Genomic DNA, 25,661 nt, shown 5'->3' with positions numbered 1-25,661 from the left:
GAACGTCCGGTTTCCAAGAGTCTTGAGCAACGGTGGGCGCTCCCTCCTGCGCCACCGATTGTATTCACGGCGGATGCGGGGCAAGGGTCGAGGGTGTGGTGATCCTTGCGGGCGCGAAACATTCCCCGTTCAAATGGGCTCGAATAGCGCCTACGCAAATAGATGACCGGGGACAGTCCATCTAGCGTCTCTTGGAGGAGTGCGGCGATCTCGATAATCGGCGGGTATTACCCCTTGCCGGCTGCTTCAAACAACCGCACACCCGTCAACCCCGCCAGCTTCTCTACCAGCGCCTCCTGAAACCCAACATCATTCGCCTCCGCCGCCGCCTCCAGCTGCTGGCGGTGATACCAATACCCACCGCTCACCTTTGCCGCGCCATCAGCGCTCGTTGCCAGCCAAGTTTGCGTGAGATGCCCCATCTCCAGATCATCCGGCGCGCCGGCGCCGCCCATTTTTGTCGGCACCCAGCCGGGGTCGACGGCGTTGCTCAGCACATCGGGCCAGCGGCGGGCGATGGCGGCGGCGAGGGTGGCGATGTAGAGTTTGCTTTCCGAATAGGCCTGGCTGGCGCTCCATGGCCGCTTCTTCCAGTCGATATCGTCGAGCGTGCTGCCGCCGCTGCGGTGCATGCCGCTCGTGAGATAGATCAGGCGGTGGGGCCTCGTGATCCAGGCAGTGAGGAGATAGGGCGCGAGCGTATTGACGGCGAGCGTCTTGGCATGACCTTCCGGGGTTTCGCCGCGGCTGCGCTCGAGGTAGATGCCGGCATTGTGGATGACGGCGTCCATGCGGCCGATAGCGTTGAGCTGTTCGGCGATGGAGCGGGTTTGTTCGGCGCTGGCGAGATCGCCGATGACGAGGCCGAAGGCGGCGGAGGAGGTCCCTGATATGGCGGCGGCGCGCTCGCGGGAGCGGGCGACCTCGTGGCCTTCGCGGATGAGGGTGCGGGCGGCGGCGAAGCCGAGGCCATCGGTGGAACCGGTGATGAAGATGCGGCTCATGGTGTCTCCGTTGACCGTGAGTGGGTTAGGGAGAGTCAAGCAGGTTTTGGTTGGTGGCTCAACGCGGGAGTTGGGGTGGGGCCGCAGGGTGGTGGTTGCCCCGCGCCTCGCCACTCCACCCACCACCGCCTCACATCCCCTGCCGCCGCTGCTCCGCCCCCACCGCAATCGTCTGCACCAACTCATCCACCTCCCGCGCCAGCCGCTCCAGCGGCAAGCCCACGAAGCGGCCCTCCAGGCTGATGCTCACCACCCCATGCACCGCGCCGAACAGCGTTCGCGCGCGGATGGCCCTGTCCTCCGCCGGCATGTCGGGCTGCAGTTCGGCGAGCGGTTCGGCGATCACGTCCATCAGGAAGAGGTGTTCGTCGAGGTGCCATTGCGGCGTCGGGCTGGTGTCCGGGGGGGAGTGCTCGAACAGCGCCTTCCAGAGATTGCGGTGTTCGACGGCGAAGGCGAGGTAGCCCTGGGCGAGGTTGCGGAGCCGATCGGTCGGGCTTTTTTCCTTGGCCTCGGCAAGTGTCAGGCGCGCCTCCAGCGCCTTCAGCGTCGCGGAATTGACGTGGATGACGAGTTCGGCGAGGTCTGAGAAGACGGTGTAAAGGCCGCCGAGCGCGCAGCCGGCATCCTGGGTAATGTCGCGGGCTCTGAGGCTGGAGAGGCCGTCGCGGGCAATGCGCTCGCGCGCCGCCTCGATCAGCCGGGCCTTTAAATCCTCGCGTTTTTCTTCCCGTCGACCGGCCATTAACCATTCCCTTTCGAATTTTTGAACGTCGTTCAAAATTATTCTTGAACAGCGTTCATGATTCTGCCATAACTCATCTCGTGAACAACGTTCATAAACCGGAGGAAGGAAATGTTCAAATTGATTTCCATTTTGGTGCGGGGCAGGGCGCATGATGCCGAGCAGGCCTTTGCCGATCGCAACGCCGTGCCGCTGCTTTCCCAGCAGATCCGCGATGCGGCCCAGGCGATCCAGCAGGCGCGCCGCAGCGTCGCCGTCGCCATCGCCCAGAACGAGCAGGAGAAGGGCCAGCACGCGACGATCCTCGCCCGCATCGCCGATCTCGAAAGCCGCGCCACCGCAGCGCTTTCCAAGGGCAATGAGCCGCTCGCCCGCGAAGCCGCCGAGGCGATCGCCTTTCTCGAAGCCGAGCGCGATGCGTCTGAGAAGGCGCAGAGCCACTTCGTCAGCGCGATCGACAAGCTGAAGGCGATCGTGCGCGCCTCCGAAGCCAGGCTGCAGGAGTTGCAGCGCGGCGAGCGGCTGGCCCGCGCCACCGAGCAGGCGCAGAAGCTCGATGTATCGGTCGCCGGCCCCGGCTTCGCCACGCTCGACGATGCCGAGGAGACGCTCGCCCGCCTTCGCCTGCGCCAGAGCCAGAACGAGCTGACATCAGCAGCGCTGAAGGACATGGAAGGCGCGACAAGGCCCGCCGGCATCATCGAGAAGCTTGCCAATGCCGGCTTCGGCCCGCCGCTGCGCACATCAGCCGATGACGTGCTTGCCCGCCTGAAGAGCCGGGTCAGCCCGGCCGCCTGAGCCTTATCCAGTGCCAATCCCATTCATCGAACACAAGGATTACGACAATGAACGACAGTTTCCAGAAACACTCCGCAAGCTGGGTCAGCTTCTCCTACATCTCTTTCGGCTCGGCCGCCTTCATGCTGGCGCTCGGTCTTTACATGATGCCGCTCGATCTCTGGGGCAAGGGCTATCTCGCCATGGGCATCCTGATGCTGGTGCAGACGACGGTGAATATCACCAAGACGCTGCGCGACAACGCCGAATCCGAGAAGCTGATTCGCAAGGTCGAGGATGCCCGCACCGAAAAGCTGCTGGTCAAATTCAATCGTAGCGATGAAGATTGATCTTCCTTAACCACATCGCAGAGTTGTTAACGCACTCAACTTTTGCGTAACAACTCTGTGGCCTTCTCTGCCGATCGAAAGAGGGTCCCGCCGTGCAAACCAATCTGATGACATCGAGGAAATTCGCGCCACTGTTCTGGACGCAGTTTCTGACCGCCTTCAACGACAATTTCCTCAAGAATACCCTGGTCTTCCTCATCCTCTACAAAATGTCGGCGAGCGAGGGCGCGGCACTGGTGACGCTGGCCGGCGTCATCCTCATCGTGCCCTTCCTGCTGCTCTCCGCACTCGGCGGCGAAATCGCCGACAAGCACGACAAGGCTGAGGTGGCCGAGCTCTTGAAACGCTGCGAGATCGGCATTGCCGCCCTTGCCGTTGTCGGCCTCGGCTTCTCCTCGATTTTTGTGTTGATGGCCGCACTCTTCGGCTTTGGCGTCATCTCGGCGCTGTTCGGGCCGATCAAATACGGCATCCTGCCCGATCATCTCGAACGCCGCGACCTGCCGAAGGCCAATGCCTGGATCGAGGGCGGCACCTTCATCGCCATCCTCGGCGGCACGATCATCGCAGCTCTTGCCTTTTCCAGCGGCGACAACGTCGTCCTCTTCGGCTCGATGATGATGGGGCTGTCGGTGCTCTGCTGGCTGTCAGCCCGCATGATCCCGGCGACCGGCTCCAAGGCGCCCGATCTTCAGATCGACCGCAACGTCATCCGCTCCAGCTTCACGCTGGTCATGGAAATCCGTCAGGACAAGCGGCTGTGGCGCTCGGCGCTGATGAATTGCTGGTTCTGGCTGGTCGGCGCCTTCATTCTCTCCATCCTGCCGACCATGGTGACCGAGCTGCTCGGCGGCTCCGAGCTCGTCGTGCCGGCCTATCTCACGGTCTTTGCCATCGCTGTCGCCGTCGGTTCGGGCATTGCCGCCTGGATGTCGTCGGGCCGCATCGTGCTCTTGCCGGCGCCTGTCGGCACCGCGCTGCTCGGCCTCTTCAGCCTCGATCTCGCCTGGAACCTCTGGGGCCTCACGTCGACGTCGCACGCGACGACGATCCTCGATTTCTTCGCCGGCCCAAATACCATCCGCGTCGCCATCGATCTCGCCGGCATGGCGATATCAGGCGCCTTCATCGCCGTGCCGACTTTCGCCGGCCTGCAGACTTGGGCGCATGAGGATCGCCGCGCCCGCGTCATCGGTGCGGCCAACGTGCTCTCGGCGCTGTTCATCACCGTCGGCCTCGGCCTCGTCGCCGTTATCCAGGCGCTCGGCGCCTCTATCCCTCAGATCTTGATCGGCCTCGGCATCATCAATTTCGCTGTCGCCTGGCTGATGCTGAAGACGCTGCCGACCAATGCCTTCCGCGATTTCATCTCGATCCTGTTCCGCGCCTTCATGCGGCTCGAGGTCGAGGGGCTGGAAAATATCAAGAAGGCCGGCCCGGCGCCGATCATTGCGCTCAACCATGTCAGCCTGCTCGATGGGGCCTTGGCGCTTGCCATCACCGAGGAAGAGCCGGTCTTCGCCGTCGACTACAAGATCGCCCAGGCTTGGTGGGTGCGGCCCTTCCTGAAAATGTGCAAATTCCTGCCGCTCGACCCGACCAAGCCGATGGCGACGCGCTCGCTGATCAAGGTTGCGCAGGAAGGCAACCCGATCGGCATCTTCCCCGAAGGCCGCCTGACGGTGACCGGCACGCTGATGAAAGTCTATGACGGCGCGGCCATGGTCGCCGACAAGACCGGCTCGATGGTGGTGCCGGTGAAGATCGACGGGCTGGAGAAGACCTATTTCTCCTATCTCGACGACGGCAAGATCCGCCGCCGGCTGTTTCCCAAGGTCAAAGTCACCATTCTCGAACCGGTGAAGCTCGAAGTGCCGCCGGAGCTGAAAGGCCGCAAGCGCCGCACGGCGGCGGGTGCCGCGCTCTACCAGGTGATGTCGAACCTGTTGTTCCGCACCGCCGATACCTCGTCGACCGTGCTCGATCGTGTCATTGAGGCCGGCCACGAATTCGGCATGAAAAAGCTTGCCGTCGAAGATCCGGTCACCGGCCGGCTGACCTATGGCAAGCTCTTGACCGGGGCTGCCGTGCTCGGCGCGAAATTCCGCGCCCGTTTCCCGGAACAGAACCTCGGCGTCATGCTGCCGAATGCCAATGGCGCCGCCGCCACCATTCTCGGCGTCATGAGTGCGGGCAAGGTGCCGGCCATGCTGAATTTTACCGCCGGTGCCGCCAACATCCTCTCGGCCTGCAAGGCGGCCGAGGTCAAACACGTGCTGACCTCGCGCGCCTTCGTCACCCAGGCCAAGCTCGGCCCTGTCATCGAGGAGCTGGAAAAGCAGCTGACCATCGTCTGGCTCGATGATCTCAGGGCCGAAATCGGCTTCAAGGACAAGATCATCGGGCTTCTCCGCAAGGCGCGGCCGCTGGTCAAGCGCCAGGCCGACGATCCGGCGGTCATTCTCTTCACCTCAGGCTCGGAAGGCACGCCGAAGGGCGTGGTGCTGACCCACCGCAACGTGCTGTCGAACGCCGCCCAGGCCGCCGCCCGCATCGATTTCCACAGCGGCGACAAGGTGTTCAACATCCTGCCGGTCTTCCATTCCTTCGGGCTGACGGCCGGCACCGTGCTGCCGCTGATCTCGGGCGTGCCGGTCTATTTCTATCCTTCGCCGCTGCATTACCGCATCGTGCCGGAGCTGATCTATGTTTCCAACGCCACGATCATCTTCGGCACCGATACCTTCCTCAACGGTTATGCGAGAACGGCGCATCCCTACGACTTCCGCTCGATCCGCTATATCTTCGCCGGCGCCGAGCCGGTGAAGGCCGCAACCCGCCACACCTATATGGAAAAATTCGGCCTGCGCATCCTCGAAGGCTACGGCGTCACCGAGACGGCGCCTGTGATTTCGATCAACACGCCGATGTACAACCGCTCCGGCACGGTCGGCAAAATCCTGCCGGGCATAGAATGGAAGCTCGAACCGGTGCCCGGCATCGATGAGGGCGGAAGGCTGCATGTGCGCGGCGCCAATGTCATGGCCGGCTACCTCCGCGCCGAAAAGCCCGGCGTGCTCGAACCGCTTGCCGATGGCTGGCACGACACCGGCGACATCGTCACCATCGACGAGGACGGCTTCGTCAAGATCCGCGGCCGCGCCAAGCGCTTTGCCAAGATCGGCGGCGAAATGGTGTCGCTCGCAGCCATCGAAGCGCTCGCCGCCGAGCTCTGGCCCGGCGCTCTCTCGGTCGTCTCTTCGCTGCCCGACTCCAAGAAGGGCGAGCGCCTGGTGCTGCTCACCGACGCCGAAACCGCCACCCGCACCGAATTCCTCGCCTTCGCCAAATCGAAGGGCGCCATGGACATGATGGTCCCGGCCGAAGTCACGATCGGCAAGGTGCCGGTGCTGGGTTCGGGCAAGGTCGATTTCGTCGCGGCGCGCAAGCTGGCGGAGGGTGCGGCTGAGAAAGAGGAGGCCGCGTAGGCGGGCGCCTCGTTCGGGTGGCACCTGATGACTATACAGGCAATCTACCGCCATGCCACCGAGCAAACGTTGATCCGTTTCGTCATGCCGGGTGGTCGAGTTTCGAAGCATCTAGGAGAGAATTCCTATGGCATTTGGCCGTGATACAGCGAAGGAGGGCTGGAGATGGGCGCTGATCCTGCTCCACGTCTTGCTATGGGGAGCGTTCGCTTTGCAGGCATACCGGACGGCCAGTACCGACAAATATGCTAGCTGCTGGGGGCTCATTCTACTGTATTTCCCGCCGCTGAACATGCTGTTCTGGGCGATTGCGACCCCCAGCCTCGCCGTGGTGGTGGCAGCGATTTTTCGTCCGTCAATATGTCGACATTCGTTCTTTCGGGCAGCCTGCCATGGCATGATCCTCATTATCGGATTGCTGTTTTGCAATTATTCCGCTTATGCGGCAGCCGGTCAGGTTAAATGCCTGTAGCGCGGACTAACCTCGCTTTCGCGAAATCAAAGGGCCGAGCCACTCGTCTTGTCTTTCGGAACTCGTCTGGCGGGGAGAAGCGACGTACCTTACGAGCAGAGGGATCGCGGCATATCTCTTCTCCCCGCAGGCGGGAAGAAGGCGGCGGCAGCCACCTTCTCCTCGTTCACTAAAGGGCGGCCTTTATTTTCTCGGCGACACCAGCCGGAATCCATTGCGACCAGATGGCCTCGTCTTGTTCGAGGAAGCGCTTAGCGCCGTCTTCGCCGGTGCCCTGGTTTTCCGTTTCCCACGCCATGATCTTGCCGACGGTGTCGTTGCTCCAGCCGCGCTTGTTGAAATAGGCCATGACTTCGGGGCTGGTGCGGTCGGCAAATTTCTTAGTGAGGACAGTCATCACCTTGTCGACCGGCCAGTCGGCGACCTTCGGATCGGGGCAGGCGAGGTTGGTGATGCAGCGCTTCCATTCGACGGGATCAGCCGGAGCATTCTGCTTGAGCATCACCAGTTGATATTTCCCGAGCAGCGCCGTCGGCGCCCAGTAATAGGTGACGAAGCCTTCCTTGCGTTCATAGGCCTTGGCGATTGCACCGTCGAGCCCGGCTGCCGAGCCCGGGTTCATCAGATTGAAGCCCTTGTCGGCGGCTTTGTACGCCTTGAACAACTGCGTCGTGACGACAGTCGCCCCCCAGCCTTCGGCGCCGTTGAAGATCACGCCCTTGCTCGGGTCTTCCTGGTCGGGAAAGAGCTCGGGATGGGCAAGAGCATCCGCGACGGTCTTGATGTCGGGATGGGCGTCGGCCAGATATTTCGGGATCCACCAGCCCTGAATGCCGCCATCGGGAAGGGCCGGGGCGCCGAAGACGATTTGCCTTCCTGAACACCGCGCGGAACGATCTCGGGCAGCAGGTCGATCCAGGTTTCGGATGAGACGTCGGGTTCGCTCTTCTCCACCATCGATGTCGTGGTCGGCACCGTGTCGCCGGGAACGGTTTCGACGTTGCAGCCGTAACCATTCTCAAGAATGAATTTGTCGACGAAGGTCAGGAGTTCGGCGCTCTGCGCATTGTGGACGGCCAAGACCACGTCTCCGCATTCGGCCGCATGAGAAAGCGATGCGCCGCCGGCAAGGCCGGCCAGCAGACATGTGGATGCAAGCAATTTTTTCATTTTTTGTTCCCTCTGTTCTGCGGCCTCAAGAAGTCAGAGTGCCGCGACGATCGCTATGAAAGCGGCAGGCAGGCCTTGAAGACAAGGCACATAAAAATCCGGCATGTGTTGAGTTAAACTCAAGACAGGGCGGAATAGCTGGGTTACTGTGCGGCAATATCAACGCTGCTATCGGCATGCAGCCAGGGATGGATGGGAGAAATCGATGGTTCGCCGTTTCTATGGTCTGCCGTCCCTGACAGCTCTTGCCACCTTCGAGGCCTCCGCCCGGCACGGCAATTTCACCTTGGCGGCGGCCGAGCTCAACGTCACCACCGGGGCGGTCAGCCGGCAGATCAAGTCGATGGAGCAGGAAATCGGCGCCGCTCTTTTCGTGCGCACCGGCAAGGGGGTGATGCTGACCGCACCTGCCGAGGAATTGTACCGGGCCTTGGCAAGCGGCTTCTCCAAGGCTTCCGATGTCGTCAATTCGATCAAGCAGGGAAACAGCGCGCGCAACGTGACCATTGCCTGCAGCGACGTGTTCGGGACGATGTGGCTGATCCCCAGGATGCCAGATTTCTGGCGGCGTTTCCCCGATATATCGGTCGATCACCTGATCGGTGACAGCTTCAAGATCTTCCACCGCTCCCAGCTGGAGCTTCGCATCCGCTACGGATCGGGCAAATGGATCAACGAGACGGCGGAATTTCTCTTTGAAGACTGTCTCTATCCGGTCTGCAGTCCGGGTTTTGCGGAGAGGCATGCCGGCGCCTCGGCCGCAGATCTTGCCGATCTGCCGCTGTTGAATGTCGAGTGGGTCGAGCCCGGCTGGACCGGTTGGGAAGAGGTGCTGGCGCGCGGCGGCGTGCCCTATCACGCCTCCAGCGGAAGACGTTTCGGCAAGTTCAGCGTGGCGCTCCAGGCTGCCATGGCCGACCAGGGGCTGGTCGTCGGATGGCACCGTATGGTCGCCCCCCTCATCGAAAAGGGGGATCTGGTGCGCTTCACCGATCTGGTCGTTCCCGATCCCGGGGCCTATTACCTCACCTGGAACAGCACCCGCGCGCTGCCTCCCGCTGCCGCGTCGCTGCGCGACTGGATCAGGGGGATCGCCGAGGAGGAAAGACGAGTGCCGATGCCCTGCGGTAAAGCGCCCTCCTGAGACCGTCAGGAAGTGCTGCACGCCACCTCCGGCTTCTTCAGCCTGAGGTCAAGAACGGGCGGCGCGGCGAGCGGATAGACGGCGACGACAAACGAAAACAGGCGGCAATTGCGGCCGCCTGTGAGGTGTCTCGAATAAAGCGCCCGTTACTTCTGTTCGGGCGCCAGGAACTCGGCGCAATAGGACGGGCCGTTGACGCCGGGGATGTCGGCGACGGTGCGGATGTCGCGGATCGTGTAGTCGGAGCTGGTGGTGATTTCGGCTTGGCAGCGCAGATAGGCGGTGCGGGCGGCGGAAATCTGCTTGCCGCGCTTGCCGTCGGCGCCTTCGGCGTATTTCGCCGGAATGCGCACGGTCTTGTAGCCGCCGCGCCATGTATAGATGGTGGAGGCGCCTTCCTCGCGGTCGCTGATCGGCGGGCCGAAGGCGGCAAAGAAGATGCCGGCCGACTTGCCGACCCAGCGGGCCTCGATCGGATTGCCGGCGGAAGGAATGGTCGTGCATCCGGCGAGCGCAATCGCAAGCCCGGCCGCGGTCATAGTGCGGAGTTTCATCGTGTCGTCCCTGATCTCTAGCGCATTGGCTGCGAGGCCGCCATCACGGCGGTTTCGCCTGTCCCGCCGAGCCCTTTAGCGCGGAACCCGGCAAAAGAAAATTGGCCCTTTTACACTTCCGTTCGATTTGCTTCGGGTGTGTCTTTTTGCAGCAGCAGCTGCCGTTCGAGGCCTGTCACGCCCCCGTCAAAAATTCCACCGATTTTTTGGAATTTGGTGCTTGTGCAACCAGATAGGCTGTTCTATAGAAGCGCCGCTGGTCACGGAGTGTAGCGCAGTCTGGTAGCGCACCACGTTCGGGACGTGGGGGTCGAGTGTTCGAATCACTCCACTCCGACCAGCTAGAAACCCCGCTTCGGCGGGGTTTTTCATTCTTGGGCATTGCTGTATAAAAGCATGGGAACGCGCGTGTCGTCCTGTAGTTCGGAGCGGCGACGTTGCCGCAAAAGTGAGCCTTAGATGCTCACTTGGTCTGAGCCAACTTGGCGGGCTCAGGCAGTTCGACTTCAGCAACCGTCCGAAGGCGAGCCGCGTAATCTCCGGATGAGTCGAACTCGTCAGGGATTTTGGTCAGATACACCTCAAACTCGGCCAGTGTGCGAGGCCGATTATCGGGAATACGCTTCCACCAATCCACGAGATCGTCCAGATCCTGCGATGTCCATTGGCGCCAGGTGTCCTCGCGCTTGCTGCGGATCTCATTGATATAGCTCGCGGTCAAGGGAGTGCCATACAAGCCCTTCTCACCGGGATCGACGTACCTGAAGTAAACGGGCAACGCCTTTACGCTGGCGACCCGCGAGAAGTTGTCCTGATCAACCTGGTTGCTGGCGAGAAGTGTTTCAAAAAAGCCGCGTCCCTGCGTGTGTTCTCTTGCGATCAGAACATTGAAATTTGCGTCCAGCATATATGCGGTATCTTCTTCCGGATCGTAGACGTCAGCAAAGACGTGACCCGGCAGCGATGGCGTGTTGGCAGAAATCAGGGCGGCTTTCAGCCCTAGTGCTTCGGCAACCATCATGACCCGGATCGTGAAATCGCTACAATTTCCGCTGGTGCCCAAAAGCATGCTCTTGAAATCGTTCGGGACTGTGTCCCTGACCTCATAAGTCGGCATCGACCCATTCACTCGCAGCATGGCAAACGTGATGAACGCCCTCCGCTTCGTTTCTGCCAGGGTCAAGTTTCTCGGATCGCGCTCGAATTCTGCCAGCAAGCTAGAGTGAAGAAGCTTTTTGATATCGCGGGGGGATGTCGTTTCGAAGTTCGTCTTCAGATCGAGGAGAGGTCCTCTGAAGCGCTTGACGAAATCAAGGTCGTCCTTTGTCACACCATGTTCGGCGGGAACGAGTTTCAAGCCTTCCGGCGTCTCTGCATAAGCCAGGGGCAAATTGCCTAGTTGTTTCAGATTCTCCGCCACCGCGGTCAGCTGCTTCAGATTTTCCGACATGGCGGCGAGCTGCTTGTTGATCTGCTTATTCTCGGCTCTCAGCTTTGTTGTGGCCTTGTAGTTCTGAACGGCGACGCCCACAATGAACGCCGCCCCAAGACAGATTGCAACTGCAAGAACTCGCTTCCCGCCCAAACGCGACACGATCATTCATTGATCTCCCATTCATCCAAGGGGTGTATATATAGCGGAGACCATTTCTGGGCTATCTTATATTTTGCCTTTTCCCGATTGATACGGCGCCGCACTGCACAGCAGTGCTCCTACCCGATCGACCCCGATACTCGCGGCCATCTGAGGCGATGCCGCGTCATTTGCATGGACACCAGGAAAACTGCCAGCCGAATTTCCGACAAACGGCCCCGATAGCCAACGCGTTGCCGTCCGCAATCTCGCCAAAGGCGGCTCTGATGGGTGCTCGGCAGCTTTCGATCGGGATCGCCAGGTTCGCGTTCGTCCGGATCAACATGATCACCGATGCGGCAATCCCGATTCGCAGCTCGTAGATTCTGTCGAAGCGCCTGAAGGTCTAGATTTAGAGATCGCTAACGAACAAATCGGCGGCGTGGTAGTTCTTCTTCCAGGAGGAAGTAGCCATGAAGACCATGAACAATCGCCAAGTTCGTATCCCCGGTCCTCGCGAACACGATATTGCCGAGCATTGCCGCAAGTTCGGGATCGGCCCGGCGGAGGAGAAGAAGCTGAAGAAACTCCTCGGCCATCGGGCGCCGCTCCATGAAATCCAGGCCAATGCTCCACCGCGGCAGCCAAGGTGGCGTTAGGTTGAGAAGGCGTCCGGAATACGCATCAGTGCCGTGGTTGCCGCGACAGCATGAGAATGTAGTCGTCAGCGATATCGGCAACCACCATGGCTGCTTCAGCGGGCGAATATCCCTTGCTGACAGCGTCACTGACGATCTTCATCACGGCCGATTCAAGCGCCCCCCGGCAATCGGAAAGAGTGTCGGCATGTGAGCATTTTGCCCGAAATTCCAATACGTTGTTCATGGCATACCCTCCGTCTGACATTGCTGAGCCATGCGCAGAAGCCCGCCTTCCACGAAGGGTCGAGCCGTGATCCCCATGGCGTGTCGCTCTTGGAGACCAAATGATTATCGCAAGGCTACGATGGCACAGGGGCTGCGGTATTCAAGCGGATGCTGATATTAAGGTAAGCCAGTAGGGTTAATTCACCCAGAGATTGTGCATCGACGTTCAGGCGAGGCTGTCAGGCTACGGTGCAACCGTTGTTTGTCTGTCATTTTCCTGGACAGAAGCGCGGTCTTTCTGCACCGAGGCTGAACATTCCACGCTCCGGCCTCGGCGCCGGCATTAACGCTTGCCCCGATCGGCCAAAAGCCCGCTTCCAGGCTCACGGCCGGCTCTGCCGGCTTCCGCGGCCACGGCTTTGATGTCGCTCGCGCTCGTTCAGAAGTTGAGCTTGCTCTTTTGCCGGCCGTCGGCATCGAAATTGCCTGGCGAAAGCCATGCTTCGTATCCTGCCTTGAGCTTCGGCCAATCCGCATCCGTCATGGCAAACCAGGCGGTGTCGCGATTGCGGCCCTTCTGCACCATATGCTGGCGGAAGATGCCTTCGAAGGAGAAGCCGAAACGCTCGGCGGCGCGTTTCGACGGTTCGTTGAGATTGTTGCACTTCCATTCGAAACGGCGATAACCGAGCGTGTCGAAGACGTAAGCGGCGCAGAGATAAAGCGCTTCCGTTGCTACGCGCGTGCGGGCAATCGCCGGTCCCCAGAGGATGTTGCCGATCTCGATGACACCGTTGGCGGTATCGATGCGCATCAGTCCCTGCCGGCCTTCCGCGCGTCCCGTCGCCTTGTCGATGACGGCGAGGAATAGCGGATCTTCGCTGGCCGCAGCCTTCGTCAGCCAGGGGGTGAGGGCTGCCATGTCGGCAGGTGCGTCTTCAAAGAGATAGCGGAAGCGGTCATCGGCGCCGGGCTGCTGCGCCGAGCGAAGAAGATCGGCGCCATGCTTTGCGGCCTCGAGCGGTTCCAGGCGGGTATAGCGGCCGTCAATCGGGGCGCGGGCGGGGCGGGCCACAGCCTTCCAGTCGGAGAGATCCATCGTCGTCATGTCCATTGTTGCATCGAACCTTGCTGGTCTTGCCTCGCAAATGGACTGGAGTAAAAGTCCAGTTGTGATCTTTTGAGAAGACCAGTGATAAAATGACGTCAGCACCCACATGGCTCGAGCTCGATCGCGGCGCAGGCGATCTTGCGGGCCAGATCTATCGAAGCCTCCGAGACCGCATTCTGCTCGGCCAGCTCCCGGCCGGCCAAAAGCTGCCCTCGACGCGCGCTTTTGCGGCCTCGCTGGGTGTCGCGCGCTCCACCGCAGTCGAGGCTTATGACCGCTTGAAATCCGAGGGCTATCTCGAAGCCGCCGCCGGTGCGGCGACACGCATTGCCGCCCTTGCGCGGATGCAGGTCGAACGGCGGGTGGATGACCGTTCTCTCATCGAGGAGATGCGGCCGGACAAGCCGCCCTATCACGCCCTGTTCAGGCCGGCCGTGCCCGACGTATCGAACTTTCCGCACGCCGTCTGGAGCCGTTGTCTTGCTGCCCGCAGCCGCTCCTTCCGCATCCAGCATCTCGGTTATGAGAATGCGACCGGCATTTTCGAGCTGCGCCAGGCCATTCTCGAACATATTTCGACGACGCGCGGCGTGGTGGCCGTTCCCGAGCAGATCCTGATCGTGCCTTCCACGCGTGCAGCGATCGATATGCTGGCGAGAACGATGTTGAGACGGAGCGCCAGCACCGTCGCTTGGATGGAAGACCCCGGTTATCCCACCGCCCGCGCGTTGCTCGGCGATGCCGGCGCTGAAATTGTGCCGGTCCCGTGCGATGAGCAGGGTATCGACGTTTCCAGGGCGCAAGGCCCGCAACCGGTGCTGGTCTACGTAACCCCGTCCCATCAATACCCGACGGGAGTTACCCTCAGCCTGCCGCGTCGGCTGGCGCTGCTGGAGACAGCACGACGGTATGGAAGCCTCATCGTCGAAGATGATTACGACAGTGACTTTCAATACGGCTCGCGCCAGATCGCTGCCTTGCAGGGAATCGACCGGGCAGACGTCGTGGCCTATGTCGGCACCTTCTCAAAGATTCTGGCGCCCGGCCTGCGTGTCGCCTATGCGGTCGTGCCGCGCTGGCTCGTGGCCGAAGCGTCGGAAGCGCTGCAGCGCAAGGGCGTTGCCGTCTCCAGCCATATTCAGGCGGCCCTTGCCGATTTCATCAACGAGGGCAGGCTGCGCGCCTATGTCAGGCGCATGAACCTGCAATATGCCGATCGTATGGCCCGCACGATCGAGATGCTGAATTCGCATTTTTCAGACCATCTTGCCGTATCGGGTGGCGATGGCGGCTTGCAGCTTGCGGCTTGGTTTCGCGACGGGGCGACCGATGACCGGGCAATCGTCACGAGGATGAATTCTTCAGGATATGGGCTGATGCCGATGTCGGATTTCTTTATCGGCAAATCCGCCAGCGGCGTTCTCTTCGGCATCTCGCAGGCCGAACCTGCTGCCGTTCAAAAGCTGGCAACTGACCTCAAAACGGTACTCGGCTGAAAATGACTGAGCCCGGGGAGAAGCCCGGGCGCAGTGGCTTATCGATGCGGTTCAGGCAGCGGCGAAAGGCACGGCCACGAAGGTCTTGTTGCCGTCGCGCTCGATGAGCAGCAGCACCGACTTGCGGCCGGCCTTGCCGGCTTCCGCAACCGCAGCCTTGACGTCACGGGCGTTGTGGACCGGCTTGTCGTTCACCGAGACGATGACGTCGCCCGACTGGATGCCGGCGGCGGCGGCCGCCTTGTCGGGGTTGACGCTGGCGACGACTGCGCCGCTGACGGAGCGCGGCAGGTCGAGCTGCTGACGCACGTCCGGCGTCAGGTCGGCGAGCCCGATGCCGAGGCTCGGTTGGCCGGTGTTCTGGCCCTGGCTGTCGGAGTTCTCGGCTGCTGCCTGTTTCTGGCTGTTTTCATTGCCGCCGACGGTGACGCCGAGATCGATCGTCTTGCCGTCGCGCCAGACGCTGACGGATTCTTTCGCACCCGGCGAAAGATCGGCGACGAGGCGAGACAGGTCTTTCGGGGTCTTCACCGTTTCGCTGCCGACAGCGGTAATGATATCACCCGGCTTCAGGCCGGCGCGCGCTGCCGCCGTATCGGCAGTGACGGCGGCAACCAGCGCGCCGCCGGTCTTGGCGAGGCCGACGGCATCGGCAACGTCCTTCGTCACAGGCTGGATTTGCACGCCGAGATAGCCGTGATCGATCGAGCCGTCCTTCTGCAGCTTGGCGACGATCGCCTTGGCCTCGTCGGAGGGGATGGCGAAGCCGACGCCGACGCTGCCGCCGTTCGGCGAATAAATGGCGGTATTGATGCCGACGACATTGCCGTCACGATCGACCAGCGGCCCGCCGGAATTGCCATGGTTGATCGGCGCGTCGATCTGGATGAAATCGTCATAGGGCCCGCTGTGCAGGTCGCGGCCGCGCGCCGAGACGATGCCAGCCGTCACCGTGGTGCCGATGCCGAAAGGATTGCCGATCGCAAGGATCTGGTCGCCGAGTTTCAGCTTGTCGGAATCGCCCCAGGCGATGGTTTGAAGCGGCTTCGGCGCCTGGATCTTCAAAACGGCGATATCGGATTTCGGGTCGGTGCCAATGAGCTTGGCCGGAAGCTCCGTGCCGTCGTCGAGCGTCACCTTGATGTCGACGGCATTGTCGATGACATGATTGTTGGTCACGATCACGCCGTCAGAATTGATGATGAAGCCGGAGCCGAGGGCCATCGCGTGCTGGGACCCCCGATGTTGCGGCGCCGGGCGCGGCAGCGGGATGCCCTGGTCCTCGAAGAACTGACGGAACTGCTCGTCCATCGGCGATTCCTGGTCGGCGCTGACGTCGGTCGCCTTCATCGTCGTGGTGATGGTGACGACGGCAGGCTTGTCCGCGTCGACGACGGAGGCGAAGGAGCCGCTGGCGGCAAGAACACCACCGGTATCCGAAGGTGCGGCAAAGGCGCTGGACGAGTTGACCGCGAAGGGCAGGCATGCAGCGCCGGCGATGATGGCGGCCCCGACAAGCGCTGCGGCGCGATGTTTGCTGAGAATATGTGACATGGGGATGGTCCCTTGCGAGAGCGTTGGCTTTGATGGCGTCGTGGTTCCATGTCATGGACCTGGCGTCGGATGGCGTTTGGCGCCAATTCCTCTGTTCGGAAGCGGTTGTGCGACGACGGGAATAGAAGAATTCGCGTTGAGGATTCATATGATCTCGCGCGGCAGCTTTACAAATTAAATATTGATCATGTTTATATTGCCGATTTGTAAGATATTTCCGGAATTTAATCTTTGTCCCGACGCTGCCGGCGCGCGTCAGCAATTTCGGCCCGCCTCGCGTTCCCGGCAACGGTTTCATCCTGAAATAATGAACTTATTCCCCGCCGAGAGTAATCCGATCGCTCCCGCCGCCCGTAATCCGGATAGACGATGCCGCTGCCCTCTCTTCGCATTTCAATCCGGGATTCCGTTGCGAATATAAAATGTTAGTAGACTCTAAATTATTTCTTCTTCAGAAAGTGAAGGCTGCGAATCGAGGGCAGGCGAGTCTCGCGGCGGCTTACGAGGGGTAATGAGAAAGTCAGTGGAGCCGGGGCAAAAGCCTACGCGCGGGGCGCATGTGAAGCTGAGCGATGTGGCGAAGAAGGTGGGCGTCAGTCCCATCACGATTTCGCGTGCGCTTCGCAATCCTGAAATCGTCTCTGAGGATCTGCGTGAGACCATCCTGCGCGTGGTGGAGGAGATGGGTTATATCCCCAATCTCGCGGCGCGCGCGCTGGCCGGCCGCCACAACGGCATCGTCGGCGTCCTCACGCCTGCCCTGCACCAGTACGGTTTCACCGGCCTGATGACCGGTATCGAGGACCGCTTTCGCAGCACCGAGTTCACCGTGCAATATTCCAGCACGCTGCATCATGTCGAAGGGGAGGCCGGTCTGCTGAAATCCTTCCTGACGCAAAAGCCGGCCGGCGTCATCATCGCCGGCGCCGAATCCTATCGCAATCTCCTGCCGCTTATCGAGGGCGCCCCCTGTCCGATCGCCCATATCACCGATCTCAGCCAGGAGCCGCAAAAGCTGGTTGTCGGTCTCGATCATTATGCAGCAGGCGTCGAACCCACCCGCTTTCTGTTGTCGCGGGGCTATGGCAGGATCGGCTTCGTCGGCCGCGGTGGCGACGTCCGCTCGCGCCGTCGCCTAGAGGGTTATCAGGCTGCGATGCGGGAGGCCGGGCGTTTCGACGAGGATCTCGTCATCGGCGGGGACGCGGCAAGCCGGATCGGCCTCGGCAGGGAACTGTTTTCCCGTTTGTTGCAGCGCGTGCCCGATGTCGATGCCGTCTATGCCCAGAGCGACGAACTGGCGCTCGGCGTCCTCATCGAATGCAAAGAGCGCGGCATCCGCGTGCCGGAGGATTTTGGCATTTGCGGTTTCAACAATCTGGAATTTTCGGCCTTCACCCAGCCGACGCTGACGACGGTGTATATCCCGCGCCACGATATCGGTTATCGCGTGGCCGACATGCTGCTGCGCGCCATCCGCGACGAACCGCTTGATGAAGACAAGGTCAATATTGGCTTCTCCATCATTCCACGCGGCTCGACGCGATAATTCGCCATGAAAAAAGGGGCCGCTTGGCCCCTTTTCAATCTCAGATATCGCTTGCCGCGCTCGACCAGAGCTCGGCCGCTTCCGACGCCGTCATCCGGCGAACCTCTGCCTCATGACTGCGGTTGGCGAACAGTTCGCTTGCCATGATCTGCTCGGCAAGATCGGCCGGGAGCGACAGGATCACGCGCGCGTCGCTGCCATGCAGGCCGCTGACATCGGCACGCTTGCCGGTCACCATGCCGCCGGCGATGGTGTTGTTGGTTTCCGGGTCGATCAGGATGAAGGAGCCGGTGGCGCGGTTCTGCTCATAGGGATCGAAGATCGCGGCTTCGTCGAACACGAGGCGCACCTTGCCGATGGCGTTCATGTAAAGCCGCTGGGCGGCGTTCCACGTGCCGGTCTTCAACTCGAGCTGGCTGACCGGTTCCACCTGAACACGCTGGCGGCGCGAACCGCTCTTCAGCCAGTAACGCTTGCCGGCTTCGATGCCTTCCGGCTGCAGGGCAACGACCTGCGCGTCGAAGGCAAGGCCGGTCTGCGGCTGGCTGTCGATCGAAACGATCATATCGCCGCGCGCCACGTCCACCTGGCGGTCGAGCACGAGCGTGATCGCATCGCCTGTAACCGCGGCATTGCGCACCAAATCGAAGGTGACGATCTTGGTGACGTTGGCGACCATGCCGGACGGCAGGATCATGACGCTGTCGCCCGGCTTCACCGAGCCGCCCGCAACCGTGCCCTGATAGCCGCGGAAGCTTTCGCCGGGGCGCGAGACGCGCTGTACCGAGAGGCGGAAACCGGTGGTCTGGCCGGATCGCACGGTGGCATGCTCCAGCGTCTCGACCAGCGTCGGGCCGTTATACCAGGGCATGGCAGCCTGGCCGGAGTAAACGACGTTTTCGCCCTTCAGTGCCGACATCGGGATCGCGGTGATCTGCTTGACGCCAAGCGACAGCGCGAATTCCTTGAACTCATGGGTGATCTTGTCGAAACCGGCGCGGTCGTAGTTCGTCAGGTCGATCTTGTTGACGGCAAGCACGAACTGCTTGATGCCGAGCAGAGAAGCGATCGTCGCATGACGGCGCGTCTGTTCGAGGATGCCGGCACGGGCATCGACCAGCAGCACGGCGAGATCGGCTGTGGATGCGCCGGTCGCCATGTTGCGAGTGTACTGCTCGTGTCCGGGCGTGTCGGCGACGATGAAGGAACGCTTGTCGGTCGAGAAGTAGCGATAGGCGACATCGATGGTGATGCCCTGTTCGCGCTCGGCCTGCAGGCCATCGAGCAGCAGCGCGAAATCGGGCAGGCCGAGATCGTTCTGCTTGCCGGTGGAATCGCGGCGAAGCGTTGCCGCCTGATCTTCCTTGACCGCTTTGGTATCCCAGAGCAGGCGACCGATCAGGGTGGACTTGCCGTCATCGACGCTGCCGCAGGTGATGAGGCGCAACGGGCGCGAGTCGCGCACGGCCTTGAGAGGCTCGGCGGCGGGCACGGCGACGACGTTTGCGGGAATTGCTGCGGTCATCTCAGAAATATCCTTCACGCTTCTTCTTTTCCATGGAACCGGACTGGTCGCGGTCGATGGCGCGGCCCTGGCGCTCGGAAACCGTAGCGATCTCAAGCTCCGCGATGATGTCTTCGAGGGTGGTGGCCGTCGAGCGGATCGCGCCCGTCAGCGGGAAGCAGCCGAGCGTGCGGAAGCGGATGAAGTCTTCCTGCTTCGTTTCGCCGGGCAGCAGTTCGAGGCGCGGATCGGATGCCGCGATCATCATGCCGTCGCGCTCGACATAGGGGCGCTTGGCGGCGAAATAGAGCGGCACGATCGGGATCTCTTCGGCCTGGATGTAGCGCCAGATATCGACCTCGGTCCAGTTCGACAGCGGGAAGACGCGAACGCTTTCGCCCTTGCGGATCTGGCCGTTATAGACGTTCCACAGCTCAGGGCGCTGGTTGCGCGGATCCCAGCGATGGTCGGGCGTGCGGAAGGAGTAGATGCGCTCCTTGGCGCGCGAGGCTTCCTCGTCGCGCCGCGCGCCGCCGAAAGCCGCGTCGTACTGGCCGGCGTCAAGCGCGTTGCGCAGCGCTTCCGTCTTCATGACGTCGGTATAGCGGGCCGAGCCGTAGGTGAACGGCGTGATGTTTTCGGCCGCACCGCGCGGATTGATGTGCTCGATCAGGTCGAGATCGTATTTCTTCACGATCTCGTCGCGGAAGGTGATCATCTCCGCGAACTTCCAGCCCGTGTTGACGTGCAGCAGCGGGAAGGGCACGCGGCCGGGATAAAAGGCCTTGCGGGCAAGGTGCAGCAGCACGGAGGAATCCTTGCCGATCGAATAGAGCATCACGGGACGCTCGAATTCGGCGGCAACTTCGCGGAAGATGTGGATCGCTTCGTTTTCCAGCGCTTTCAGATGCGGGTCGAGCGGCGGCTTGGCACTTTGCGGATTGGTCAGTTCAGTATCCTGACGGGTATCGGGCATTTCGTACTCCAGACTTCTTATTGCTGCACGGCGATCGGAGTCGCCTCTTCGGCGACATGCAGGCCGCATTCGCGCTTCTCATCCTGTTCCCACCACCAGCGGCCGGCGCGTTCCGGCTCGCCCGGCTTGATGGCGCGGGTGCAGGGCTCGCAGCCGATCGAGGGATAGCCGCGGGCATGCATCGGATTGATAGGCACGCCATTGTCGGTGACGAAGGCCTTGATCTTGTCGATGTCCCAATCGGCGAGCGGGTTGACCTTCAAAAGGTGGCGTTCGGCGTCATATTCGGCAAACGGCGTTTCGGCGCGGTTGGCCGACTGGCCGCGGCGCAGGCCGGTGATCCAGATCGCAGCACCTTCGAGTGCGCGCGCAAGCGGCTTCAGCTTGCGCACGCCGCAACAGGCATGCCTGGCTTCGACGCTTTCGTAGAAACCGTTCATGCCGTACTTCGCCGCGTAGGCGTCGATATCGGCCTGTTCGGGTTCGTAGCGATGGATATGGATGTCGTACTGGCTCTCGGTCTCGTCGATCAGCGAAAGCGTTTCGGGAAACAGCCGGCCGGTCTGTAACGTCGCGACATCGATCGGCAGGCGGTGCGTGCCGATCTCGGCTGATATGACCTGGTCCTCGATGCCGAGCGAGGTGGTGAACACCACGCGGCCGCCAAGGCCGGAGACCAGCGACAGACGTCCGGCGAGGTCGAGGCCTGCCAGCTTGTCGTTCAGCGCCTCGGCTTCTGCAATAGGATTGGTAGCAGTCATGAGAATCCTGTCCGTTGTTACCGGGAGTATCGCAGTTCGATCATGGATCGGACAGAAAAAGGGATTTCGAAAGCTGCGGCCGGAGGAGCAAATATCTCTCCGAAGCTGCCGCAATGCAGAAAAGCAGCCGCCCGCGGACAGAAATCCACGTCGGCGGCTTGAATGTCTATAAAAATAGTAGAGTTACACGCAGCCTGTCAATCGGAAATCTGAATTGATGCCGAAAAAGGTGCAGGACCCGCTGTTTTGGCATAGATTGTTTGGGCTTGGCCAAGAATGAAAAACAAGGCCGAAGTGCTTGTCTCTCAAGTCTTTCTCCGGCGCGTTCAAATTCCGTTCATGCTGACTGTGCAATAGAGGCAAAAGTAATCTTGAAGCAGTGCGAAGATTCGCGCTGCCTGTGTGTGTCGATGGTCTGAGATGATTACGCAAAAGGCGAAATATGCGCTGCGGGCGCTCACGGTTTTGGCTGATGCCGATGCCGACGAACCGGTGATGATTTCCGATATCGCAGCGCAGCAGAAGATCCCGAAGAAGTTTCTCGAACAGATCCTGCTCGACCTGAAGCATCACGGCATCGTCGTCAGCCGTCGCGGCAAGCAGGGCGGTTATCTCTTGCTCAAGCCGGCCCACGCCATCACCTTCGGCGAGATCCTGCGCATCATCGACGGCCCGATCGCCCCGCTTCCCTGCCTGTCGATCACCGCCTACCGGAAGTGCGACGATTGCGACGGCGAACAGAGCTGCCAGATCCGCCATGTCTTCGCCAAGGTGGCCGATGCCACCCGCAAGGTGCTGTTCTCGACGACCATCGCCGATGCCGCCCAGCCCGCCCATAGCGCCGAGGTCACCCGGCTTCTTGCCTAAGCCATCCGGCTTGAGGAAAACGCGTAACTGCGCCCGTCTTTCTTCAAGATTTGGTGAAACGCCTTTTCTTAGCGTCGCGATGCTCCACCTGCCTGTCCATTCGGGTAGGGAGAACATCAATGTCTGCACGTTCATGGAAGCGTATGCTCGCTGCTGTCGGGCTGACGGCCGCGTTTGCAACGGGTGCGGCCGCTCATCATGGCTGGTCCTGGGCCGAGGCGGACCAGATCGAGCTGCGCGGCACCATCCAGACGATAACCATGGGTGGGCCGCATCCGACGCTCGACGTCGCGACCGCCGATGACGGCGTGTGGCGGGTCGAACTCGGCAATCCGCGCCAGACGGAACGCTCCGGTTTCGTGGAGGGCGTTGCAAAGCCCGGCGACCAGGTCGTGGCCCTCGGAAACCGTTCGCAGGACCCGAAGGAGAAGCGGATGAAGGCCGTGCGCATCACGATCGGCGAGAAGCGCTACGATATTTATCCCGATCGCATCCGGACGAACTGACCTGCCGTCATGGACGTTCTCGAATGGCTGGCGGCGACGGCGCCCGCAGTCGCGCTCCGGCGCTCTGCGACACTCTATATGTTCGTCAATGCCGCGCATATTCTGGCGATCGGCCTGCTGGTCGGCGCCATTCTGCCGCTCGATCTGAGACTCGCCGGCTTCTTCCGCAAGGTGCCCGTCGAGGCCGTCGCTCCGTTCCTGTCGCGCTCCGCCGGTGTCGGCCTCATCCTGGCGATCGCGACCGGCTTCTGCCTCTTCAGCGTCCGCCCGCTCGAATATGCCGCAAATCCCGCCTTCCTCGCCAAGCTCTGCCTGATCGGCCTCGGCCTTCTCAACCTCCTGGCGGTTCATGTCGGGCGGGGGTGGAAAGGGCTCCTCGCCACCGGCCTCATCCATCCTGGCCTGCGCTTCTCTGCAGCCCTGTCGGCCGCAATTTGGATCGCTGCCGTATTGGCCGGGCGGTGGATCGGATTTCTCTGAAACATCACCAATCACAGACGGTCTATAGCAACTTGCTATGAGGAGGCAGTTGCGTTAAATTTCACATAGCAAAATGCGATGAACGCTTCCGGATTATGCACATCATCACGCAGAAAAAGATTTGGGAAGCGAAAGACCGATGGCCTCAAACGGCCAATGCTCTGGATACCTGGTATCGGTTGATGAAGTCGGCGGAGCCGACGGATTTCGCTGACATGAAATCACTGTTTCCAGCGACAGATAAGGTCGGGCGGCACCACGTATTCGACATTGGCGGCAATAAGCTCCGCTTGGTCGCGGTGGTGCATTACAGATTCAGAAAGGTCTATATTCAGCGGATCATGGACCACGCGGAATATGACAAGGGAGCATGGAAGGGTTAAGCCGATGAGCGCACTTGTAAGACTGGTAAGCGAGCACTGGACGCACGTTGCCCCTCTTCTTGCCATGCCGGCCAATGAGGCTGAGTATGATCGTCTCGTGGAGCAGCTTGACGAGATCCTCGCTGAAGTGGGTGACGATGAGGATCATCCCTTGGCGTTGCTTGCATCGCGCATGGCGGATCTTGTCGAGGCCTATGACGAGAAAACCCGGCCAATGCCTCCCGCGACCGGAGCCGATGCGTTGCGTTATATCATGGCAGAGCGGGGGCTTGGCCAGTCCGAGATGCCGGAACTCGGCGCTCAGTCCGTCGTATCCGAAATTCTGAGTGGAAAACGGCAAATCAATCTTCGGCAAGCGCGCGCGCTGAGCGAGCGATTTCTCATTCCGGCATCAGTATTTCTCTCGCTTTGACGACGGGGTTCACAGCAGAAGAGGCGGCATGACGACAGCGGCTGATGAGGAAAGGCTCCAACGCTCAGCCATCATCGATCACTGACCGCCGCCCTTGGATTGCTCCACGGCTCCTGGTTCGAGCGTGCCAGCGGCTGTTTGCTGAGAATGTGATCCGCCGCCTTCTCGCCGGTCATGATCGACGGGCCGTTGAGGTTGCCGTAGGTGACGTGCGGGAAGATCGAGCTGTCGGCGACGCGTAAGCCGTCGACGCCGATCACACGCGTCTGCGGATCGACTACCGCCATCGGATCGTCCTTGGCCCCCATCTTGCAGGTGCCGCAGGGATGATAGGCGCTTTCCAGATGTTCGCGCAGGAAGGCATCGATCTCATCGTCGCTCCGGACGCCTTCGCCCGGCTGGATTTCCGGCCCGCGATAGTGATCGAAGGCTGACTGCCCGAAGATCTCGCGGGTCAGCCGCACGCAATGGCGGAATTTTTCCCAATCTTCCGGATGGCTCATATAGTTGAAGCGCAGCACCGGGTCTGCCTTGGGATCGGCGGAGCGCAGCGTCACGCTGCCGCGCGATTTCGACAGGTTGTAGCCGACATGAACCTGGAAGCCGTGGCTTTTCGCCGCCGCCTTGCCGTCATAGCTGATCGCAACGGGGAGGAAATGATACTGGATGTCGGGCTGCTTCAGCCCCGGCGCCGAGCGCAGGAAGGCGCAGGCTTCGAACTGGTTGGAAGCGCCGAGCCCGCCCTTGGAGAGCAGCCATTGGGCGCCTGCCACACCCTGCCAGAACCACGGCAGCCAGGAATAGAGCGACACCGGCTTGGTGCTGACCTGCTGGAAGTAGAACTCCATATGGTCCTGCAGGTTGGCGCCGACGCCCGGCCTGTCCACCTTCACCTCGATGCCCATCTCCTTGAGATGCTCGGCCGGTCCGATGCCCGACAGCATCAAGAGCTTCGGCGAGTTGAAGGAGGAGGCAGAGACGATCACCTCGCGGTTCGCCTTCACCACTTCGATCTTGCCGCCACGTTCGATCTCGACGCCTGTCGCCCGTCCGTCCTCGATCACGATCTTGCGCGCGAGCCCATAGACGATCTCGACATTTTGCCGCTTCAGCGCCGGTTTCAGATAGGCATTGGCGGCAGACCAGCGGCGGCCGCGGAAGATGGTCTGCTCCATCAGTCCGAAACCTTCCTGCTTGCTGCCGTTATAGTCCTCCGTCGTTTCGAAACCCGCCTGTTTGCCGGCCTCGACGAAGGCGCGGAACAGCGGATTGGTGAAGCCGCCGCGCTGGACGTGCAGCGGCCCGTCCGCGCCGCGCCAGCCATCCTCGCCGCCGTGCGAATGTTCCATCCGCTTGAAATAAGGGAGGACGTCAGCATAGGCCCAGCCGCTGGCTCCGAGCTCTTCCCAGCGGTTGAAGTCCTCGGCATGGCCGCGCACATAGACCATGCCGTTGATCGAGGAGGAGCCGCCGATCACCTTGCCGCGCGGCGCGGTGATGCGCCGATTGTTGAGGTTCGGCTCCGGCTCGGAAAGATAGCCCCAGTTATAGCGCTTCATGCTCATCGGCCAGGCAAGCGCTGCCGGCATCTGGATGAACGGCCCGAAATCGCTGCCGCCCGCCTCGATGACGAGCACACTGTTCTTGCCGTCTTCGGACAAGCGGTAGGCGAGGGCCGAACCGGCGGAGCCGGAGCCGATGATGATGAAATCTGCTTGTTGCATGACGTTCCCTTGGATTCTTTTGTAACGATCCCGAAGACCCCGCCCCAAACCCCTCCCCACAAGGGGGAGGGGCTTAACTTGCGGAACTGTCTCGCTACAAAATCAACGCTGCAAGTGCTGAGATCGAAGGAGGGAAAGCCGGTGCCGCATATTAGCCCCTCCCCCTTGTGGGGAGGGGTTGGGGAGGGGTTTTGG

The 25,661-nt window shown here is 61.4% G+C and carries 24 protein-coding genes, 1 tRNA gene and 1 pseudogene; 14 read left to right on the top strand and 12 right to left on the bottom strand.

Annotated elements, in window-relative coordinates; all coding sequences use genetic code 11:
• Positions 1 to 227: 227 nt before the first annotated feature.
• On the bottom strand, positions 228 to 1,004 hold the full coding sequence (locus tag QD408_RS08595) for an SDR family NAD(P)-dependent oxidoreductase (protein WP_414139025.1): 777 nt from the start codon (positions 1,002 to 1,004) through the stop codon (positions 228 to 230).
• A gap of 130 nt (positions 1,005 to 1,134) precedes the next feature.
• Positions 1,135 to 1,749 carry a TetR/AcrR family transcriptional regulator gene (locus tag QD408_RS08590; protein ID WP_088680748.1) on the bottom strand — a complete coding sequence of 205 codons (615 nt, stop codon included), beginning with the start codon at positions 1,747 to 1,749 and terminating at the stop codon, positions 1,135 to 1,137.
• Positions 1,750 to 1,860: 111 nt separating this feature from the next.
• On the opposite strand from QD408_RS08590, the gene QD408_RS08585 reads away from it, so the two are divergent.
• The 4 genes from QD408_RS08585 to QD408_RS08570 all read left to right on the top strand — a co-directional run bounded on the left by QD408_RS08585 (position 1,861) and on the right by QD408_RS08570 (position 6,836).
• Positions 1,861 to 2,547 carry a PspA/IM30 family protein gene (locus QD408_RS08585; protein ID WP_088680749.1) on the top strand — a complete coding sequence of 229 codons (687 nt, stop codon included), beginning with the start codon at positions 1,861 to 1,863 and terminating at the stop codon, positions 2,545 to 2,547.
• 47 nt (positions 2,548 to 2,594) lie between these two features.
• Positions 2,595 to 2,876 carry a YiaA/YiaB family inner membrane protein gene (locus tag QD408_RS08580; RefSeq protein ID WP_003569708.1) on the top strand — a complete coding sequence of 94 codons (282 nt, stop codon included), beginning with the start codon at positions 2,595 to 2,597 and terminating at the stop codon, positions 2,874 to 2,876.
• 92 nt (positions 2,877 to 2,968) lie between these two features.
• Positions 2,969 to 6,364 carry an acyl-[ACP]--phospholipid O-acyltransferase gene (locus QD408_RS08575; protein ID WP_414139024.1) on the top strand — a complete coding sequence of 1,132 codons (3,396 nt, stop codon included), beginning with the start codon at positions 2,969 to 2,971 and terminating at the stop codon, positions 6,362 to 6,364.
• A gap of 127 nt (positions 6,365 to 6,491) precedes the next feature.
• Entirely contained in the window at positions 6,492 to 6,836 is a 345-nt protein-coding gene (locus QD408_RS08570) for a hypothetical protein (protein ID WP_414139023.1), read from the top strand.
• Between the two features lie 169 nt (positions 6,837 to 7,005).
• Here QD408_RS08570 and QD408_RS08565 read toward each other — a convergent pair.
• Positions 7,006 to 8,006, bottom strand: a pseudogene (locus QD408_RS08565) (glycine betaine ABC transporter substrate-binding protein).
• Between the two features lie 205 nt (positions 8,007 to 8,211).
• Between QD408_RS08565 and QD408_RS08560 the strand changes: the two are divergent.
• On the top strand, positions 8,212 to 9,150 hold the full coding sequence (locus QD408_RS08560; protein ID WP_414139022.1) for a LysR substrate-binding domain-containing protein: 939 nt from the start codon (positions 8,212 to 8,214) through the stop codon (positions 9,148 to 9,150).
• 146 nt (positions 9,151 to 9,296) lie between these two features.
• Here the strand turns inward: QD408_RS08560 and QD408_RS08555 are convergent, their stop codons facing one another.
• The gene (locus QD408_RS08555) at positions 9,297 to 9,704 is read right to left on the bottom strand and encodes a hypothetical protein (RefSeq protein WP_088680754.1); all 408 of its coding nucleotides are present in this window, start codon (positions 9,702 to 9,704) and stop codon (positions 9,297 to 9,299) included.
• Between the two features lie 263 nt (positions 9,705 to 9,967).
• Between QD408_RS08555 and QD408_RS08550 the strand changes: the two genes are divergently transcribed.
• Positions 9,968 to 10,044 (top strand) — tRNA-Pro (locus tag QD408_RS08550).
• A gap of 123 nt (positions 10,045 to 10,167) precedes the next feature.
• Here the strand turns inward: QD408_RS08550 and QD408_RS08545 are convergent.
• Positions 10,168 to 11,304 carry a hypothetical protein gene (locus tag QD408_RS08545; RefSeq protein WP_414139021.1) on the bottom strand — a complete coding sequence of 379 codons (1,137 nt, stop codon included), beginning with the start codon at positions 11,302 to 11,304 and terminating at the stop codon, positions 10,168 to 10,170.
• 446 nt (positions 11,305 to 11,750) lie between these two features.
• On the opposite strand from QD408_RS08545, the gene QD408_RS08540 reads away from it, so the two are divergent.
• Entirely contained in the window at positions 11,751 to 11,936 is a 186-nt protein-coding gene (locus QD408_RS08540; protein ID WP_088680756.1) for a hypothetical protein, read from the top strand.
• Between the two features lie 25 nt (positions 11,937 to 11,961).
• Here QD408_RS08540 and QD408_RS08535 read toward each other — a convergent pair whose 3' ends face one another.
• Complete coding sequence (locus QD408_RS08535; RefSeq protein WP_088680757.1) at positions 11,962 to 12,162, bottom strand: hypothetical protein; 201 nt, start codon at positions 12,160 to 12,162, stop codon at positions 11,962 to 11,964.
• Between the two features lie 420 nt (positions 12,163 to 12,582).
• On the bottom strand, positions 12,583 to 13,242 hold the full coding sequence (locus QD408_RS08530) for a GNAT family N-acetyltransferase (RefSeq protein WP_414139117.1): 660 nt from the start codon (positions 13,240 to 13,242) through the stop codon (positions 12,583 to 12,585).
• 101 nt (positions 13,243 to 13,343) lie between these two features.
• Here QD408_RS08530 and QD408_RS08525 point away from each other — a divergent pair, with 101 nt between their 5' ends.
• Positions 13,344 to 14,750 carry a PLP-dependent aminotransferase family protein gene (locus QD408_RS08525; protein ID WP_414139020.1) on the top strand — a complete coding sequence of 469 codons (1,407 nt, stop codon included), beginning with the start codon at positions 13,344 to 13,346 and terminating at the stop codon, positions 14,748 to 14,750.
• A gap of 51 nt (positions 14,751 to 14,801) precedes the next feature.
• Here the strand turns inward: QD408_RS08525 and QD408_RS08520 are convergent, their stop codons facing one another.
• A complete protein-coding gene (locus tag QD408_RS08520) occupies positions 14,802 to 16,304 on the bottom strand; it encodes a DegQ family serine endoprotease (RefSeq protein WP_414139019.1) in 1,503 nt (500 codons plus the stop codon).
• 511 nt (positions 16,305 to 16,815) lie between these two features.
• On the opposite strand from QD408_RS08520, the gene QD408_RS08515 reads away from it, so the two are divergent.
• On the top strand, positions 16,816 to 17,853 hold the full coding sequence (locus tag QD408_RS08515) for a LacI family DNA-binding transcriptional regulator (protein ID WP_414139018.1): 1,038 nt from the start codon (positions 16,816 to 16,818) through the stop codon (positions 17,851 to 17,853).
• 40 nt (positions 17,854 to 17,893) lie between these two features.
• Here QD408_RS08515 and cysN read toward each other — a convergent pair whose 3' ends face one another.
• Genes cysN through QD408_RS08500 form a run of 3 tightly spaced genes read right to left on the bottom strand, consistent with a single transcriptional unit; the run spans position 17,894 to position 21,094 of the window.
• Positions 17,894 to 19,378: a sulfate adenylyltransferase subunit CysN gene (cysN, locus tag QD408_RS08510; protein ID WP_088680761.1), complete on the bottom strand. Its 1,485-nt coding sequence runs from the start codon at positions 19,376 to 19,378 to the stop codon at positions 17,894 to 17,896.
• Between the two features lies 1 nt (position 19,379).
• Positions 19,380 to 20,333, bottom strand: a complete 954-nt coding sequence (cysD, locus tag QD408_RS08505; RefSeq protein WP_088680762.1) for a sulfate adenylyltransferase subunit CysD — start codon at positions 20,331 to 20,333, stop codon at positions 19,380 to 19,382.
• A gap of 17 nt (positions 20,334 to 20,350) precedes the next feature.
• Positions 20,351 to 21,094: a phosphoadenylyl-sulfate reductase gene (locus QD408_RS08500; RefSeq protein WP_088680763.1), complete on the bottom strand. Its 744-nt coding sequence runs from the start codon at positions 21,092 to 21,094 to the stop codon at positions 20,351 to 20,353.
• Between the two features lie 420 nt (positions 21,095 to 21,514).
• On the opposite strand from QD408_RS08500, the gene QD408_RS08495 reads away from it, so the two are divergent.
• The 5 genes from QD408_RS08495 (at position 21,515) to QD408_RS08475 (ending at position 23,742) form a co-directional block, all read left to right on the top strand.
• The gene (locus tag QD408_RS08495; protein WP_088680764.1) at positions 21,515 to 21,961 is read left to right on the top strand and encodes an RrF2 family transcriptional regulator; all 447 of its coding nucleotides are present in this window, start codon (positions 21,515 to 21,517) and stop codon (positions 21,959 to 21,961) included.
• 119 nt (positions 21,962 to 22,080) lie between these two features.
• Complete coding sequence (locus tag QD408_RS08490; RefSeq protein ID WP_088680765.1) at positions 22,081 to 22,467, top strand: DUF6152 family protein; 387 nt, start codon at positions 22,081 to 22,083, stop codon at positions 22,465 to 22,467.
• A 9-nt stretch (positions 22,468 to 22,476) separates the two neighbouring features.
• Positions 22,477 to 22,947: a DUF6644 family protein gene (locus QD408_RS08485; protein ID WP_088680766.1), complete on the top strand. Its 471-nt coding sequence runs from the start codon at positions 22,477 to 22,479 to the stop codon at positions 22,945 to 22,947.
• 95 nt (positions 22,948 to 23,042) lie between these two features.
• On the top strand, positions 23,043 to 23,330 hold the full coding sequence (locus tag QD408_RS08480) for a type II toxin-antitoxin system HigB family toxin (RefSeq protein ID WP_088680767.1): 288 nt from the start codon (positions 23,043 to 23,045) through the stop codon (positions 23,328 to 23,330).
• 4 nt (positions 23,331 to 23,334) lie between these two features.
• A complete protein-coding gene (locus tag QD408_RS08475; RefSeq protein WP_088680768.1) occupies positions 23,335 to 23,742 on the top strand; it encodes a helix-turn-helix domain-containing protein in 408 nt (135 codons plus the stop codon).
• A 71-nt stretch (positions 23,743 to 23,813) separates the two neighbouring features.
• Here the strand turns inward: QD408_RS08475 and betA are convergent, their stop codons facing one another.
• Complete coding sequence (gene betA, locus QD408_RS08470) at positions 23,814 to 25,466, bottom strand: choline dehydrogenase (protein WP_414139017.1); 1,653 nt, start codon at positions 25,464 to 25,466, stop codon at positions 23,814 to 23,816.
• Positions 25,467 to 25,661 lie beyond the last annotated feature (195 nt).

The sequence above is a fragment of the Rhizobium sp. BR 249 genome, from assembly GCF_047445895.1.
In the GTDB taxonomy this organism is placed as follows: Bacteria; Pseudomonadota; Alphaproteobacteria; order Rhizobiales; family Rhizobiaceae; genus Rhizobium.
This window is presented reverse-complemented; position numbering and strand designations above follow the sequence as displayed.

Excerpts from the sequence above, each read along its gene's own strand:
- QD408_RS08595 (WP_414139025.1), bottom strand. The coding sequence starts at position 1,004 with ATGAGCCGCATCTTCATCACCGGTTCCACCGATGGCCTCGGCTTCGCC.
- QD408_RS08590 (WP_088680748.1), bottom strand. The coding sequence starts at position 1,749 with ATGGCCGGTCGACGGGAAGAAAAACGCGAGGATTTAAAGGCCCGGCTG.
- QD408_RS08585 (WP_088680749.1), top strand. The coding sequence starts at position 1,861 with ATGTTCAAATTGATTTCCATTTTGGTGCGGGGCAGGGCGCATGATGCC.
- QD408_RS08580 (WP_003569708.1), top strand. The coding sequence starts at position 2,595 with ATGAACGACAGTTTCCAGAAACACTCCGCAAGCTGGGTCAGCTTCTCC.
- QD408_RS08570 (WP_414139023.1), top strand. The coding sequence starts at position 6,492 with ATGGCATTTGGCCGTGATACAGCGAAGGAGGGCTGGAGATGGGCGCTG.
- QD408_RS08560 (WP_414139022.1), top strand. The coding sequence starts at position 8,212 with ATGGTTCGCCGTTTCTATGGTCTGCCGTCCCTGACAGCTCTTGCCACC.
- QD408_RS08555 (WP_088680754.1), bottom strand. The coding sequence starts at position 9,704 with ATGAAACTCCGCACTATGACCGCGGCCGGGCTTGCGATTGCGCTCGCC.
- QD408_RS08545 (WP_414139021.1), bottom strand. The coding sequence starts at position 11,304 with ATGATCGTGTCGCGTTTGGGCGGGAAGCGAGTTCTTGCAGTTGCAATC.
- QD408_RS08540 (WP_088680756.1), top strand. The coding sequence starts at position 11,751 with ATGAAGACCATGAACAATCGCCAAGTTCGTATCCCCGGTCCTCGCGAA.
- QD408_RS08535 (WP_088680757.1), bottom strand. The coding sequence starts at position 12,162 with ATGAACAACGTATTGGAATTTCGGGCAAAATGCTCACATGCCGACACT.
- QD408_RS08530 (WP_414139117.1), bottom strand. The coding sequence starts at position 13,242 with ATGGATCTCTCCGACTGGAAGGCTGTGGCCCGCCCCGCCCGCGCCCCG.
- QD408_RS08525 (WP_414139020.1), top strand. The coding sequence starts at position 13,344 with ATGACGTCAGCACCCACATGGCTCGAGCTCGATCGCGGCGCAGGCGAT.
- QD408_RS08520 (WP_414139019.1), bottom strand. The coding sequence starts at position 16,304 with ATGTCACATATTCTCAGCAAACATCGCGCCGCAGCGCTTGTCGGGGCC.
- QD408_RS08515 (WP_414139018.1), top strand. The coding sequence starts at position 16,816 with ATGAGAAAGTCAGTGGAGCCGGGGCAAAAGCCTACGCGCGGGGCGCAT.
- cysN (WP_088680761.1), bottom strand. The coding sequence starts at position 19,378 with ATGACCGCAGCAATTCCCGCAAACGTCGTCGCCGTGCCCGCCGCCGAG.
- cysD (WP_088680762.1), bottom strand. The coding sequence starts at position 20,333 with ATGCCCGATACCCGTCAGGATACTGAACTGACCAATCCGCAAAGTGCC.
- QD408_RS08500 (WP_088680763.1), bottom strand. The coding sequence starts at position 21,094 with ATGACTGCTACCAATCCTATTGCAGAAGCCGAGGCGCTGAACGACAAG.
- QD408_RS08495 (WP_088680764.1), top strand. The coding sequence starts at position 21,515 with ATGATTACGCAAAAGGCGAAATATGCGCTGCGGGCGCTCACGGTTTTG.
- QD408_RS08490 (WP_088680765.1), top strand. The coding sequence starts at position 22,081 with ATGTCTGCACGTTCATGGAAGCGTATGCTCGCTGCTGTCGGGCTGACG.
- QD408_RS08485 (WP_088680766.1), top strand. The coding sequence starts at position 22,477 with ATGGACGTTCTCGAATGGCTGGCGGCGACGGCGCCCGCAGTCGCGCTC.
- QD408_RS08480 (WP_088680767.1), top strand. The coding sequence starts at position 23,043 with ATGCACATCATCACGCAGAAAAAGATTTGGGAAGCGAAAGACCGATGG.
- QD408_RS08475 (WP_088680768.1), top strand. The coding sequence starts at position 23,335 with ATGAGCGCACTTGTAAGACTGGTAAGCGAGCACTGGACGCACGTTGCC.
- betA (WP_414139017.1), bottom strand. The coding sequence starts at position 25,466 with ATGCAACAAGCAGATTTCATCATCATCGGCTCCGGCTCCGCCGGTTCG.